The following is a 14,133-nucleotide window of genomic DNA, read 5'->3' as shown; positions in this document are numbered from 1 at the left end:
GCCGGGAGTTTTCAGATGACCAAGCTCGATCCGCATCAACCGCAACACACCCGCAACGAAATGCCGAGCCAATCCGCTTGCCAGTCGCACGACCGCACAGCACCAGCCGCAGTGTTGCCGCAGACATCGAAGACCTCGCGGACCTCACCGATCTCGCGTCTGCGACGCGTGCTGCTCGGCGCCGCCGCCGTCGCCTCCGGTGTCCTCGCATGGCAAGTTGGCGCTTACGCCTTCGGCGGCGCAGAGTCGGCCGTCGTCATCGCTGCGCCCAAGCTCGATGAACCGGCCAGCGGTGCCCGCACCGAAACCGCTGTGTTCGCGGGCGGTTGCTTCTGGGGTGTGCAAGGGGTCTTCCAGCACGTGAAGGGCGTGACGAAGGCCGAGTCCGGTTACGCGGGCGGCGCCGCCAAGACAGCCGACTACGAAACCGTGAGCAGTGGCACAACCGGTCATGCCGAATCGGTTCAGGTGACCTTCGATCCGCAGCAGGTGTCTTACGGCAAGCTGCTTCAGATCTACTTCTCGGTGGCGCACAACCCGACCGAAGTGAATCGTCAGGGCCCAGACAGCGGCACGCAATATCGCTCAGCCGTATTCCCGATGACCAACGCGCAACGTCAGGTCGCCACCGCCTACATCGCGCAGCTCGACGCCTCGCACGTCTACAGCAAGCCCATCGCCACAAAGGTGGAGAAGTACACGGGCTTCTATGCCGCTGAGAGCTACCACCAGGACTTCCTGACCGAACACCCGAACTATCCGTACATCGTGATCAACGATCTGCCCAAGGTGAAAGACCTCAAGCGCGTTTTCCCCGCGCAGTATCGCGACGCCCCGGTGCTAGTGAAAACGGCATCGGTGAAATAAGCGCGGAAGTAGCACGGCGCGTCGGCCATCACGCCGACGAGAACCTCGCCGGCGTAGCACGAGAGCGGCACAAGCAAAGCGCGCGAGAGAGACGATAAAGACGCGCAAACAAAACGTAAGAGAAGCAGCAGCGAGGGGTCGCGGGCGTCGCTTGTACAGGACGCCCGGCAGGCCCGCTCAGTGCTCGTCAGCGCGCCTCAGTGCCTCTCAGTGCCTCGGTGCCCTTGAGTGCCTTTGAGTGCCTTTGAGTGCCTTTGAGTGCCTTTGAGTGCCTTTGAGTGCCCTTGAGTACCTTTGAGCGTCTCCCAACTCGCCACCGCGCTATCGATTCTCGGCAAGTTTGTACACGCGCAGGCGATGGCCGTCCGGATCGGACGCGACGAACGTGCGGCCGAAGTCCATCGTCGTCGGCACCTGAAGGATCGTGATGCCACGCGCGCGCCAGTCCTCCCAGGTCGCATCGACGAGGGCATTCGACGCCACCGGAAGTACGACCTCGCTGCCGCCCGGCGGTGCAATCACCGCGGGTGCAACGGCAAAGCGCGCCCACAACCCCAGCTTCAGTCCCGACGGAAATGCGAACATCGCAAATCCGGGCGACGCTTCGACCGGTTCCAGGTCGAAGAGATCGGCATAAAAGCCCGCACTTTCGGGGGGACTCGCGACGTACAAATTGATCATGTTCGGATGCACTATGACTAGCTCCTGTCGTTTGTTATCGATGGCCTTCTCATTGCCAGCGCGGCGTCGGTCATATGAAAACACATGTGGCCACAGGTACCGCCGCGCGCTGTCATGGATGTCATCGTACGAAGGGATGCTGTCAGTTTTTGTCAGCAGTCGAACGCCTCTTCGGAACGCATTGGACTCACGGGCGGCGCGAGATCATCCGCCGCCGTTCAGCCTTTACCGGTCGTCTCGCGCCACGCTTTGAGCAACGCACGCCGCCCGCGCGGATAGCGCGTTTCGGTCACGCGCATCGCCTCGATGCGATCCGCGCGAAAATGACGGAAATCGTCGCGCAGCTCGCACCAGGCAACGATCATGCGCACGCGCTCGAAGAAGCCCAGCGCGAATGGCCAGACGACGCGCTCGGAGATGCGTCCGGCTTCGTCGCGGTAAGACAGATGGAGTTTGCGTTCGGCACGAATGGCCTCGCGAATGTCGGTCAGCTCGACGAGCATCGGCGGCAACGGATCACCCGGCCCGATAAGCAGGGTCGACGCCTCGAGCGAGGTCCGCAGATCCGTCGGAAGCACCGCCGCAATCTTCGCCAGCGCGTTCGCCGCCGCGTCGGCCAGTGCCCCGTCGGTGCGCTTGGCGACCCAGCGCGAGCCAAGCACGATCGCTTCGATCTCCTCTTCCGAGAACATCAGCGGCGGCAGCATGAAACCCGGCTTGAGGACGTAGCCCAGCCCCGGCGCTCCCTCGATATGCGCACCCTGCGTCTGCAATTCGGCGATGTCCCGATAGAGCGTGCGCAAGCTCACGCCGAGCGAGTCGGCCAGCGCCGCGCCCGCGACCGGATAACGGTGACGGCGCAGCAACTGCATCAATGAGAAGAGACGTTGTGTGCGGGACATGGCGCGTCATTATGCGCCATGTCCTCCCGCGCGGCGTTACCGCGGTGTGATTTTCGACTGACTTCTGACGCCGACTTCTGACGCCGACTTCTGACGCTTATTTCTGACGCAATTGTTTGACGATCTCGGAGTTCACGTCGCCCGCCTGCCCGCCGTAGGCCACGCGCAGGTAATTGGTCAACTCGGAGATCTGCGCATCGGTGAGTCGTTTGTCGAAGCCCGGCATCGCCTGCATTGCCTCCAGTCCCGGGAATTTCTGCGCCTCGACGCCGTCGAGAATCGCGATGATCAGATTGCGCGGATCTTTCTGACGCACCGTCGAATTCCCCAGCATCGATACGGCCACGTGGGGCTTGCCCGTCCCATCCGCCGCGTGACAGCCTGCGCACACCGCGAGATACCTATTGCGGCCCGCCATCAGTTGGCTCGTGTCCGGAGTTTGCGGCAGCGGCTTGGGTGCCGGCGGCGCGTCGCCGAGCAGATACGTCGAGAGCGCATGCAGGTCGTCGGGCGTCAGGTACTGCGTGCTCAGGTGCACCACCGGATACATCTCGCCGAATGCCGAACCTTGCGGCGCAATGCCCGTGCCGAAGAACGTCTGCAAGTCCTTCACGGTCCAGCCGCGGGCGGCCAGCGCTTCGGGCGTCAGATCGGGCGCTGCGATGCGCGCGAGCGCCGCCCCGCCGAGTGGCTTCGCTTTATCGAGCTGGCCGAAGGTGCCGCGCGGCGTATGGCATTCGGCGCAGTGGCCGAGGGCGTTGGCGAGATAGCGTCCGCGCAGCCAGTCGGCCGATTGGCCCTTGGAGGCGTCGGGCAACGTGTCCTTCAGGAACATCCAGTTCCACGCCCGCATCGCGAAGCGCATGTTGTACGGGAACGAGAGGTCGTGCTTGCGATTAGGAACGGCAGCAGGCTTCACCGACATCAGATAGGCGTAAATGGCGTCGCTGTCCGCGCGCGTCATCTGCCGGTAGGACGTGTACGGCATTGCCGGGTACAGCGTCTTGTCCGGCGCTACGCCGTCATGCAACGCGCGGTAGAAGTCGTCCGCCGTCCAGCCGCCGATGCCGTTCGTCTTGTCCGGCGTGATGTTCGTGCCGTAGAACGTGCCGAAGGGCGACTTGAGCGGCACGCCGCCCGCGAACGGTGCCCCCTGCGCACTGGTGTGGCAGGCGGCGCAATCGGCCGCACGCGCGAGGTACTTGCCGCGGGTAATCAGTTCGGACGGTACGCCCTTCGCCTGCGTGGAAGATGCCCCCGCCGCATTCGCGGCATTCGCAACATTCCCGGCATCCGCCGCACCTGCACTGGCGGACGAGGGGGACGCGGGCGATGAGACTGATGAGGCAGCGGCCTGCGCCCCATCGGCTGCCATCGCACTCGTCACGAACGACGGCACCATCGACGTCTTTGGCTTCGGGGGCTGCGTGGGGTCGGGGGGCGTCGGCGCGTTCGCGTCGTTGCACGCGGTGACGAGCAACACGGCAGCAAGGCACGCCGCGCGAGCGCTCCATCGGGTGACGCGAGTCAGGTTCATGGCAGGCCCCTTCATTTCGCGTTCTTCATTTCGCGTCCTTCAAGCAGCCGGGCGTCTTGAGCACGACGTCGCGCACGGCTTCGTAGTAGCGCACATACCCCGTGCACCGGCAGATCTGATCGTTGAGTCCTTCGGTGATCGCCGCTTCGAGGTCCGCCCGAGCAATGGGGTTTCGCTTCAGACGTTCGATCAGCACCGTCGCCGCGTTCACGAAGCCCGGCGTGCAATAGCCGCACTGGAAGCTGAAGTGTTCGAGGAACGCCTGTTGAATCGGGGCGAGCGAGACCTTGCCGTCGGCATCCTGCGTCGCGTGGCCTTCCACCGTGCGTACGGTCTTGCCGTCGAAGTCGTTGGCCCCGGTGATGCAGGTGCGCACGGTTTCGCTGCTGCCGTCGGCATGATCGACGATCACCACACAAGCGTGACAGATACCCTGCCCGCAGCCCAGCCGCGAGCCCGTGAGACCCAACGTCTCGTGCAGGAAGTCGATCATCATCAGGCCGGCGGGTACGTCCATCGGACCGTGCGACACCCCGTTGACTTTCACCGTGACGGGCAGCGTTTCCCACGGCGTCTTCACGTTTGACAACGTGCCCGCTGCCGATGCGGATGCGGCGCTTGCAGCACTTGCCGACGTCGCCGCGTCCGCAGCCCCCGTAGCACTGGCGTTGTTCATCGCTTGCCCGGCGCCTGTCATCGCCGCATTAGCATCCGACGCAGCCAGCGGTGCGCTCGTTGCGTTAGTCGTGTCCGTCATGCCAGTACCTCCTGGATCTTCTCCGGCGTCACCGGCAAATCAGTAAATCGATGGTCGATCGCGTGCGCGAGGCCGTTCACGATCGCCCCCACCACGGGAATCATCACCACTTCGGCAATGCCCTTGGGCACGTCGGTCTCGGTGATCGGCGGCAGCACCTCGCCCGTCTGCGTCCATACGGCCACGTCCACCGCGCGCGGCAGGTGATAGCGGTTGAAGTTCCATGTGCCGTTGCCCGGCCCGTCTTCATACAACGGCAGGTACTCGTGCAACGCGTGGCCGATACCCATCGCGAGACCGCCCTGCAATTGCCCCGAGACGAGCTGCGGCGAAATCTGATTGCCGCACTCCATGATCGAGTGATGCGTGAGCAGTTCGACCTTGCCCGTCGCCTCGTGCACCGATAGCTCGACGAGCGTGGCGACGGCGCTGTAATACGTCACGGCCGCGTTATTGCGCTGCACCGGCGGGTAATACACGCGCTTGCGGTCGACAGTGCGGTAGCCGGTGGCTGGCGCCGGGGCCGCGACCTGCATGCCCGCATTGGGAGAGGGTGCACCGTTCGCGCCATTCGTCACATTCGCCCCCTTTGCCGCCTGCACCGCCGCCGCAAACTTCGCGTGCGCATTCCCGCTGCGATGCGCGCTCTTGGCGGCCGGCGTTTGCACGGCCGGTGCCTGCGCAGCCACCGCGGCCGGATTGGCGCCGCCCTTGCCAAAGCGCAAGGCAATGCCGTCGACCGGCAGGCGCTGCGTCACGCCATCGCCCAGATCCCAATCCGCCTCGGCCCACTGCCAGCGGTTGAACACATGCACCGTCGCACCGGTCACCAGCCCGAGTTCATCAGCGGTCTTGGCAAGCATGCCGAGCGGCAGCGCCTCGAGTCCGGCCGCCGAGAGCTTGCCGTCGACCCAGCGCGCGTCTTGCGCACGCACCACGAGCGGCGCCGCCGGCCCGCCCCCCAGTCCGCGCCGCCAGATCGACAGCGCCGCCGGCCACAGCCCCTGCATGAACAGCAGACGCGCCGCTTCACGCGTACTGTGCGTGAAATAGAACGCAGAGTTCGTTGCGCTCGACGGCGACGCGTAGCCCGGCGACCAACGCGGATTGGCGGCGAGTTTGTCCTGATCGGCTTGCGACATCAGATACGGATCGCCGCTGGTGACGACCGGCAACTCTGGCCAGTCGGTGATGGCGATATGGACGTCGGTCGCGGGCATGCCGAGCCATTTCGCCACGGCCACGGCCTGCGATGTCGACGTCCCCGTGCCGATCTCCGCGGCCGTGTGATGCAACGAAATCCTGCCCGTCTCGTCGATCTCCACGCGCGCGAACGAGGTCTCGGCACCGGTGCCGAAGTCCTTCTGCACACACGCGAAGCCCACGCCGTAGCGGCGTCCCGGATGCGCGGCCTCGTACTCGGCTTTTTTCTTGTCGCGCTGCGTCCACAACGGATGCGCCTTCGCGCGCGCGAGCACTTCGTCCACCCGAATCGCACCGGCAGGAATCGCCCCCTGCGTGTTCTTCATGCCCGAGCGCAACGCATTCTTGAGACGGAAATCGATGGCGTCGACGCCAAGTTGCGCCGCCATTTCATCGATCATCATTTCGGTCGCGGCCATCGATTGCAAAGTGCCGTAGCCGCGCGCCGAGCCCGCATCGATGGCGCGCGACGCCATCGCCACACTCGCCAGATCGCTCTGCGGGAAGTAGTAGATCGACTGCGCAGCCGTCGCGCCGACCATCGCCACGGAGGGCGAGAAGTTCATGCGTCCGCCGCCGTTGCACTCCATATCGGCAGCGAACGCCTGGAGCATGCCGCTCTCTTTGTCGACGCCGATGCGATAGCGCATCGTGAATGCGTGACGCTTGAGCGACGTCTGGAACTGTTCGTAACGATCGTTCGCGAGCCGCACCGGCAAGCCGTCGCCATACATCGCGGCGGCCAGTCCGTAGAACGGCATGTTGTAGTGGTCCTTCGAGCCGTAGCCCACCGTGTAACACGGGTACACGATCAGACGCCTGACCGGGAAGTGCCCCTTCGCGGCCATCGCAGCGGCGTTCTCCGCAACTTCCGAGGGCGATTGGGTAGGCACGACCATGTGCAGCGTCTGCGTTGCAGCGTCGTACCAGCAGTTGGCGTTATCGGGTTCGAGCGCCGACGTGTCGACAGACTGCGTGCGGTACTCGCGCGACATCACGAGCCAGTTCGCGGGCGGATGCGTGAGCGACTCGCCGATCTTGCCGGCATACGCCATGCCCTGCTCGTCGAGCTTGCCGTGGTCGTTGCCGTCGGGCCATACGGGCTGGTGCTTGCGCATCATGCTCGGGAAAATCGGCGCGTCTTTCAGGCTCGAGTAGACGTCGTCGTCATAGGCGGTCTTGCCCCCCACGCGCACGTAGCGGAAGCTGCCCCACGGATCGCGCTCCAGCGGCCCCGTGACGTCGCCATAGCGAATGATTTCGTCGTGGAACTTGAGCTTGTCCTTGGCGAAGCGAAAACGCGTGAAGTCGCGATAGATCAGGATGGCGACCGCGTGCCCCAGATACGCAGGGGTCTTGCCTGCGGGCAGCAGCATGTCGTCGCCATAGAACTCGGGGAAGGCGATGCCGTCGCGCACAAGATCGTCGGCCGTCACGATGCGATCGGGCTGCAAGCCGTCGTCCAGACGCGAGAGATCGAAGCCGAGATAAGGGCGGTCGGCGAGCGTGGCGCGCAGCACGAACGCGTGCGCTTGCTGTGCGGGCCAGCCCGGCATGTCGCGTGCGCGAACGTCGCGCGCGAAGATCTTGCTGCCGGTGACTTTGGCCGTGCCGTCGATACGGAACCGGGCTTGCCCTTTGGCCGCGTCCCACGCCACGGGCGTGAGGTTCTTGTCTTCGAACAACGCGGCAAACGCACGGCCGCTCAGTGAGCCGATCGGTGCGATGTACACGGAAATGCCCGCAATCACCGACGCTTTGAGAAACCCGCGACGCGTTAACGCGAAACCGGCAGCGGCTTCGGGACTCGTGGAGAATGGGGAAATTTCGGGGGTTGCGCACGCAGCATCGTGGCGAGCGTCGTCGCTCGACACAGCCGCAGGGGGACAGTGTTTTCTTGGCAGGCGCGGCATAAGTGTTCCGTCCGTCTTGTTTTGGGGGGACGTATCACGATCACGAAGGCGATCCCGCAACTCCCGAACGACAAAACGGCACTGCAACGATTCACGCGGTCACGACAAGAAGGACAACGTCATGGACCCACGATGCATGTTCACAATGCGTGACATTCGCGCGCCGTGATGCGCTCGTGAAGTTCTATCGGAACACGCTTCATGAGTGACACCGGACGTCTCAAGGCTACACGCCGACTTTGGGAATGACAAGGTTGGACATGACGCACTGCGTGAGAACGCGCGCCCTATGCGACGCATTGCGCACCGCACGACGGGCGTGAGCCGGCGATATTCGCCGCGCGTGATGTTGCCTATGCCCAATGAGAAATGCCGCTATATCCGAATGGACACAGCGGCATCGAGAATTTTGTGCAGTGCGTGTTTTTTCTCGTTGCGCGGCAATCGAATGGGGTCGATGGCTATCGATCGTTACGGGGCGATGCGCAATTCCATGCACGTGAGGTCGAGCCATCGGCCGAACTTCGTGCCGACTTCGCTGAATGTGCCGACCACGCGGAAACCGAGTTTTTCGTGCAAACGAATCGACGGCGCGTTCTGCGCTTCGATGGCGGCGATCATCACGTGAATGTCGAGCGCACGCGCGCGTTCGATGAGCGCTCGCATGAGGGTCTCGCCGATGCCGCCGCCGCGCGCCTGCTTGTCGATGTAGATCGAATGCTCGACGGTGTGACGATAACCGTCGAATGCTCGCCAGTCGCCGAACGATGCATAGCCCACGGTCTTGCCGTCGCGCTCGGCCACGATCACCGGATAGCCACGTTTCACACGGGCTGCCAGCCACTCGCGGCGATTGTCCACGTCGACGAGGATCTCGTTCCAGATCGCTGTCGTGTGCTCGACGGCGTCGTTGTAAATGTCGCGGATGACAGGGAGGTCGGCGTCGGTGGCGTCGCGGACCGTGAGTGCGTTGGGCGAGAGGGGCGAAGAAGTCATGTCGATGATCCGGCAAGCAAGCTGCCGTGCATGAGGGCGTATGGGGGTGAAGGCACGACGGCGTGAACGGTAACGTGAACAGTAACGTCAATGATGACATCCATTTTACTAGAAATAAATTTCCAGTAGACTGGACGCCATGGATATCAACGAACGCGTTGCCCGCCGTGCGCGCGCCTTGCGCAGCGAGCGTGGCTATTCCCTCGATACGCTGGCCGAGCGCAGCGGCGTGAGCCGCTCGAGCATCTCGCTCATCGAGCGGGCGCAGACGAGCGCGACGGCCAATGTGCTCGACAAGCTCGCCACGGCGCTCGGCGTCACGCTCGCGTCGTTCTTCGACGAACAGACACAGCAAGACACGCCGCCCTCCCCACTCTCGCGGCGCGCCGATCAGCCGGTGTGGACGGACCCGGCCTCGGGCTACGTGAGACGCAATCTCTCCCCAGCGCAGCCGTCGCCGCTCCAGCTCGTCGAAGTGCAGTTCCCCGCAGGCGAGCGTGTCGCTTACGACACCGGTGCGCGGGACAACGAAGTCTGGCAACAGATCTGGGTGATCGGCGGCACGATCGAAATCACGCTGGGGAATGCGGGCAACGACACCGCGACCACGTGGCGGCTCGATACCGGCGATTGCCTTGCCATGCGGCTCGATCAACCGATCGGCTTTCACAATCCTACGTCCGCAACGGCGCGCTATCTCCTCGGGCTCGTAACGCTGCCGTTCGTCGCCGCAAGGAGAACCCCCTGATGTCTGGCGCCTCGGTCATCGTGCTGGAACAACTCGACGGCGAGCAGGCCGCCGCCTGACGTCCAGCACCGTCAGGCATGCGCGCCAGGGTCAATGCAGCGCGGCCAGTCCGGCGAGCAGCGCCTTGTGAAACGCGGCGGGATCCTGCACCTGCGGCGCGTGCCCCAGATCCGGGAACTCCACGAGCGTGGAGCCCGCAATGGCGGCGTGCGTCTTCTGGGCCAGTTCAGGGTAGTGGCCAATGCGCGCCTGCACCTCGGGCGGCGAGAAATCCTTGCCGATGGCCGTGGTGTCCTTGTCGCCGATCATCAGCAGCGTCGGCACATGAATGTTACCCAGCTCGTACACCACCGGCTGCGTATAGATCATGTCGTAGAGCAACGCCGAGTTCCACGCCACGATGCGCTTGCCCGGTCCGCGGTACATGCCCGCGAGCATTTGTACCCAAGGCTCGTAGCGCTCGTCCCAGTGCCCGGCGTAATACGTCGACTTCTCATAGTTGCGGATGCTCGTCGCGCTCGTGCGCAACTCCCGATCAAACCACTCGTCCACCGTCTTCGATGGCACACCGAGCGCCTTCCAGTCTTCAAGACCGATCGGATTGACGAGCACCAGTTGCTGAGTTTCGTTCGGATACATCAACGCGTAGCGCGCGGCCAGCATGCCGCCCGTCGAATGGCCGATGATGGTCGCCGTCTTGATACCGAGCGATGCCAGCAGCGCATGCGTGTTGTTCGCCAGTTGCTGGAAGCTGTACTGATACTGTGCGGGCTTGCTGGACATGCAAAAACCGATCTGATCCGGCGCGATCACGCGATAGCCCGCCGCGGAGAGCACACCGATCGTGTCTTCCCACGTGGCCGCGCAGAAATTCTTGCCGTGCAGCAGCACGGCGGTGCGCCCATTGGGCTGCGCAGGCTTCACATCGATATACGCCATATGCAGCGGGGAGCGCTGCGATGTGAAATCGAAGCGACTTACCGGATAGGGATAGTTGAAGCCCTGCAACTCCGGGCCGTAGGCCGGTCCCGCATTGCTCCGGGCATTGTCCGATGCCGCATCGGCAGCACTCGCGGGTGCTGCGACCAACGCAGCATTCAGGGTAACGAGAGAGGTCAGACCGACGAAAGCACCGGCGCGCAGCGTCGCGACGACTTGTTGCGACAGATGGCGGACTTGTTGATAAAACGATGACGTCATAAGAGAAATAAGCGTGCGATGGCACGCGAAGTGGCACAAAAGCAGTGAATTCATTCTGCCACTCAGGATGACTTCCCGTGTCGGAAACCGGGGATTGTCGGTGCAGCGGGAGCCGCCGCACAAAATTTCTCAACAATGGTTTCGATTTTTTCAGATTTGTCGAAATCCATGAACAAGCCCCCGTTTCCCATCTCAAATGCCCCCGATGCATTCCCGCATGGTGAGGAAATTTCACAAACGCGCCCACCTAAACCCCTCATAAATGAGGGGGTATTAAACCCATTCTCTTCACATCTTTACAAATTTTTTACGCGTTTCCCCAGACTATCTGGCGCGGCTTGTTTCGGTACCCGCAACGCTCCGACTGTGGGCACTCACATTAAAAGTAAGTGAGCGCGAACCCCGCCACGACTGGCGTTGTGGTATTTTTTCGTCACTTCAAACGCGCGTATAAGCGAGTCCTCGCTTCGGAAACCGAAAGAATTGCGCAAAATCGGAACCCGGTTCATGCGTGGAACGCATGCCCGCCAGCGCATTGGCACTCGGGGAGTGCTTTTCAGAGCGGCTGGAGAAACTCGGTAGAATCCGCAGCGACATGCGGGTGCGCCAACGGCGCAGCGTGTGTCCGAGAGGCCTGCCAATGGCACGGCATCTCGCCGAGGTCGAAGTCGAAGTACACGGCGCGCGCGCCGCTCAATGGAAGACAAGCATCACATGAAAGCGCCCAGCAATCTGATTACCGGTGAAGTGCGGACGAAAATCCGCAGCATGATTCTCGCCTCGGAACTCAAGCCGGGGCAGCGGCTCATCGAGGAAGATCTGATGACGATACTGGACGCTGGCCGCACACCGGTGCGCGAAGCGCTGCTGATCTTGCAAGGCGAAGGCCTCATTGCCCGCAAACGCGGGTGGGAGGTTCAGGGGGCCGATCATCTGCCCGTGCGCACGATCTTCGAGAGCCGCATGGCCATCGAATCCGAAACGGCCCGGCTCGCGGCAAGCAAGATCACGCCCGAAATCTGCAACGCTCTCGAGGCCCTCATCGAGCAGATGGAGCCGAACGGCCATCTGCCACGTCTGGCCCTGAATCGCCTGAATACGGAATTCCACGATCTGATCGTGAAGGCTGCCGCGAATCCGGTGCTGGCGCAGTTTCACGAGCGTACGCAATTCTATTACTGGGCGCTGCGCGTACCCGTCATGTTCTCCGACGAGCAGCTGCGCGCCACCAACCAGCAACACCGCGAACTGCTCGCCGCCTTGCGCGCACACGACGAGGCGCTTGCCGAGCAGATCGCGCGAACCCACGTCGAGACGACGATGGACATCGTCGAACCCGCACTGCCGCGCTGAGCGCCCCTTTGCGGGCCGGCCGCGGGCAAGCCCCGCGCCGACCGAAGGGCCGGTCTTAACGCACCAGATAGCCGGCCACTCGCCAGCGGCCGTCGAGACCCAGGACCATCGTCAACATTTCATGCGCATCGGCCTTGTTCTCGAACGCCGTGTCGTACTGAATCACCACGTACTCCCCTTCCGGCTGTCCGGGAATATTGCGGGTAAAGACCGCATCTTTGGTCTTGCGCGACTTCACCTTGCCCAGCGGCGAGCGCGCGGCCTGGAGGTTTTGCGCCCAGTCTTCGGCGGGTATTGCGCGCTGAAACACGGGCGCGGCCTGCTCCCAGCTTTGCTGGGCCCGGTTGATATCCGCGAGACCTAGCCACAGGTTGGCGGCTTCGAGCGCCGGACGCACATCGCGATTGATATCCGCCGCCGGGGCCGTGGCATGGCTGGCCGGTGCGGCGAATAGCGGTGGTTGTGCCGAGCGGCGCAACATCGGTTCCTGCTGCGCGTGCACCGGCAAGGTGCTCAGTCCGGCAACGGCCCCCAGTGCGAGCGCGAGCCCACGAAACGGGGTGAAATGACGTGATGACGGACGTGACGGATCGGGTCGGGTCGTCGACATTGACACAAGCTCCTGAAAGCGAAAAAGACGAACCCGGCCATTCTACTGGTGCGGAGTGATGCGGAATGTAACGCGCGTCGCGGCGTACATTACAATGCTCAACACATGTCGGCTTCCCCCCGTTGGTCATCGCTATGTTGACGACGTCCCTCCTCGCGATCACCTCACTGCTCAGCTTCATGATGTTGCTGATCGTGGGCTCTCTTCTACGCTCACGTGTGGCTGGCGTTCGCGAATGGTGTTTCGCCAATGTCGCCGTGCTCATCGCCCTGCCGCTGTTTGCATTGCGCGGCATCGTCCCCGACTTCCTGTCGATCCCGTTCGCCAACCTCACGCTCGCGGGCGGCCTGCTGCTGTACTACGCCGGGTGCGCGCGCTTTCTCGGCCGCTCGCCTCACTGGCACGCGCTGGGGGCATCGTTGGGTGTACTCGCGGCCGCGATCCTGTTCTGGCACTACGGCATCGACAACCCGCAATTGCGCGTCGTCATCGTCTCGGCGTATCACGCGATATTTCTGACGGCGATTGCGTTGCTGATCCTGCGGCACATTCCGCCGCGACGCCATCCCTATAACTATTGGCTGACGGCAGGCCTGGCACTGGCGTTTGCCACCGGTCACGCAGTCCGCGGAATCGTTTTCGGCCTGGCGCCTGCGCCCGGTCCCGCGCTGTTCGCGCCGACCCTGTTCAACACGGTGATGCTGACCATCGGCACGATCGTCATGCCGGCCATGACGATGGGCTGCGTTCTGATGATTCACGACGCCATGCTCGCGACCGCCGAAGAAGCCGCCAATCGCGACTATCTGACCGGTGCGATCTCGCGCAAACATTTCGACTTGCTGGCACGCCAGGAGATGGTGCGCGCCGTGGCACGCGGCTGGCCGCTGTCGATCATCGTCATCGATCTCGATCACTTCAAGCTCATCAACGATACGCACGGTCATGCCGGTGGCGATACGGTGCTGCGTGAATTTGTGAAGCTCGTGCGCGACAGCCTGCGCGAAGGCGACGTCTTCGGCCGGCTCGGGGGCGAGGAATTTGCGGTGCTGCTGCCGGGCACCGACACGCCGGGGGCAATCCGCATTGCGGAGCGTCTGCGCACGCAGGCGAGCCGTCATTTGGTGGCCGGGACGTTCGGGGTTTGTCACTACACGCTCAGCGGCGGCGTGGCGACGTGGCTCGAACACGAAAGCCTCGAATCGTTGTGCATGCGCGCCGACCGGGCGCTGTACGCCGCGAAGATCTCGGGACGCAATCTCGTGCTCTCCGACGTTCTCTCCAGCGACGAGACGGCGCCCGAGGCAGGCTGACGGGGTGGGTCAACGCAATGGCCTAACTCAGTGAAGTCACGCTGTGAGATAAC

General features: G+C 63.4%; 12 protein-coding genes. 4 read left to right on the top strand and 8 right to left on the bottom strand.

Features of this window, described 5'->3' with window-relative positions:
* Positions 1-15 precede the first annotated feature (15 nt).
* Entirely contained in the window at positions 16-867 is an 852-nt protein-coding gene (msrA, locus tag ACIPHM_RS14500; protein WP_400329174.1) for a peptide-methionine (S)-S-oxide reductase MsrA, read from the top strand.
* A 321-nt stretch (positions 868-1,188) separates the two neighbouring features.
* On the opposite strand, the gene ACIPHM_RS14495 is transcribed toward msrA, so the two are convergent.
* From ACIPHM_RS14495 to ACIPHM_RS14470, 6 genes are all read right to left on the bottom strand, one after another.
* Positions 1,189-1,548 (bottom strand): VOC family protein, encoded by a 360-nt coding sequence (locus ACIPHM_RS14495; RefSeq protein ID WP_400329171.1) that lies wholly within the window; start codon positions 1,546-1,548, stop codon positions 1,189-1,191.
* Between the two features lie 218 nt (positions 1,549-1,766).
* Positions 1,767-2,450, bottom strand: coding sequence for a helix-turn-helix transcriptional regulator (locus ACIPHM_RS14490; RefSeq protein ID WP_400329168.1), 684 nt, complete (start codon positions 2,448-2,450; stop codon positions 1,767-1,769).
* Positions 2,451-2,547: 97 nt separating this feature from the next.
* Positions 2,548-3,825: a c-type cytochrome gene (locus tag ACIPHM_RS14485; RefSeq protein WP_400329998.1), complete on the bottom strand. Its 1,278-nt coding sequence runs from the start codon at positions 3,823-3,825 to the stop codon at positions 2,548-2,550.
* Between the two features lie 187 nt (positions 3,826-4,012).
* Positions 4,013-4,684, bottom strand: coding sequence for a (2Fe-2S)-binding protein (locus ACIPHM_RS14480; RefSeq protein ID WP_400329995.1), 672 nt, complete (start codon positions 4,682-4,684; stop codon positions 4,013-4,015).
* A 56-nt stretch (positions 4,685-4,740) separates the two neighbouring features.
* Complete coding sequence (locus tag ACIPHM_RS14475) at positions 4,741-7,773, bottom strand: xanthine dehydrogenase family protein molybdopterin-binding subunit (RefSeq protein WP_400329992.1); 3,033 nt, start codon at positions 7,771-7,773, stop codon at positions 4,741-4,743.
* A 558-nt stretch (positions 7,774-8,331) separates the two neighbouring features.
* Positions 8,332-8,856, bottom strand: coding sequence for a GNAT family N-acetyltransferase (locus tag ACIPHM_RS14470; protein WP_400329166.1), 525 nt, complete (start codon positions 8,854-8,856; stop codon positions 8,332-8,334).
* Positions 8,857-8,995: 139 nt separating this feature from the next.
* Between ACIPHM_RS14470 and ACIPHM_RS14465 the strand changes: the two genes are divergently transcribed.
* A complete protein-coding gene (locus tag ACIPHM_RS14465) occupies positions 8,996-9,604 on the top strand; it encodes a helix-turn-helix domain-containing protein (RefSeq protein WP_400329163.1) in 609 nt (202 codons plus the stop codon).
* A gap of 90 nt (positions 9,605-9,694) precedes the next feature.
* On the opposite strand, the gene ACIPHM_RS14460 is transcribed toward ACIPHM_RS14465, so the two are convergent.
* Positions 9,695-10,804, bottom strand: coding sequence for an alpha/beta fold hydrolase (locus tag ACIPHM_RS14460; RefSeq protein WP_400329160.1), 1,110 nt, complete (start codon positions 10,802-10,804; stop codon positions 9,695-9,697).
* A gap of 714 nt (positions 10,805-11,518) precedes the next feature.
* On the opposite strand from ACIPHM_RS14460, the gene ACIPHM_RS14455 reads away from it, so the two are divergent.
* On the top strand, positions 11,519-12,157 hold the full coding sequence (locus ACIPHM_RS14455; RefSeq protein ID WP_400329158.1) for a GntR family transcriptional regulator: 639 nt from the start codon (positions 11,519-11,521) through the stop codon (positions 12,155-12,157).
* A 55-nt stretch (positions 12,158-12,212) separates the two neighbouring features.
* Here ACIPHM_RS14455 and ACIPHM_RS14450 read toward each other — a convergent pair whose 3' ends face one another.
* Entirely contained in the window at positions 12,213-12,767 is a 555-nt protein-coding gene (locus ACIPHM_RS14450; RefSeq protein WP_400329155.1) for a DUF4019 domain-containing protein, read from the bottom strand.
* A 134-nt stretch (positions 12,768-12,901) separates the two neighbouring features.
* Between ACIPHM_RS14450 and ACIPHM_RS14445 the strand changes: the two genes are divergently transcribed.
* Positions 12,902-14,080, top strand: a complete 1,179-nt coding sequence (locus tag ACIPHM_RS14445) for a diguanylate cyclase (RefSeq protein WP_400329152.1) — start codon at positions 12,902-12,904, stop codon at positions 14,078-14,080.
* Positions 14,081-14,133: the final 53 nt, after the last annotated feature.

Source organism: Pandoraea sp. NPDC087047 (assembly GCF_044745225.1).
Lineage (GTDB): Bacteria > Pseudomonadota > Gammaproteobacteria > Burkholderiales > Burkholderiaceae > Pandoraea.
Note: the sequence above shows the minus strand (reverse complement) of the source record. Positions and strands in the feature narration are given on the sequence as shown.

What these genes read in the sequence shown, in the direction of transcription:
- msrA (WP_400329174.1), top strand. Translation starts at nt 16, where the DNA reads ATGACCAAGCTCGATCCGCATCAACCGCAACACACCCGCAACGAAATG.
- ACIPHM_RS14495 (WP_400329171.1), bottom strand. Translation starts at nt 1,548, where the DNA reads ATGATCAATTTGTACGTCGCGAGTCCCCCCGAAAGTGCGGGCTTTTAT.
- ACIPHM_RS14490 (WP_400329168.1), bottom strand. Translation starts at nt 2,450, where the DNA reads ATGTCCCGCACACAACGTCTCTTCTCATTGATGCAGTTGCTGCGCCGT.
- ACIPHM_RS14485 (WP_400329998.1), bottom strand. Translation starts at nt 3,825, where the DNA reads ATGGCAGCCGATGGGGCGCAGGCCGCTGCCTCATCAGTCTCATCGCCC.
- ACIPHM_RS14480 (WP_400329995.1), bottom strand. Translation starts at nt 4,684, where the DNA reads ATGACAGGCGCCGGGCAAGCGATGAACAACGCCAGTGCTACGGGGGCT.
- ACIPHM_RS14470 (WP_400329166.1), bottom strand. Translation starts at nt 8,856, where the DNA reads ATGACTTCTTCGCCCCTCTCGCCCAACGCACTCACGGTCCGCGACGCC.
- ACIPHM_RS14465 (WP_400329163.1), top strand. Translation starts at nt 8,996, where the DNA reads ATGGATATCAACGAACGCGTTGCCCGCCGTGCGCGCGCCTTGCGCAGC.
- ACIPHM_RS14460 (WP_400329160.1), bottom strand. Translation starts at nt 10,804, where the DNA reads ATGACGTCATCGTTTTATCAACAAGTCCGCCATCTGTCGCAACAAGTC.
- ACIPHM_RS14455 (WP_400329158.1), top strand. Translation starts at nt 11,519, where the DNA reads ATGAAAGCGCCCAGCAATCTGATTACCGGTGAAGTGCGGACGAAAATC.
- ACIPHM_RS14450 (WP_400329155.1), bottom strand. Translation starts at nt 12,767, where the DNA reads ATGTCGACGACCCGACCCGATCCGTCACGTCCGTCATCACGTCATTTC.
- ACIPHM_RS14445 (WP_400329152.1), top strand. Translation starts at nt 12,902, where the DNA reads ATGTTGACGACGTCCCTCCTCGCGATCACCTCACTGCTCAGCTTCATG.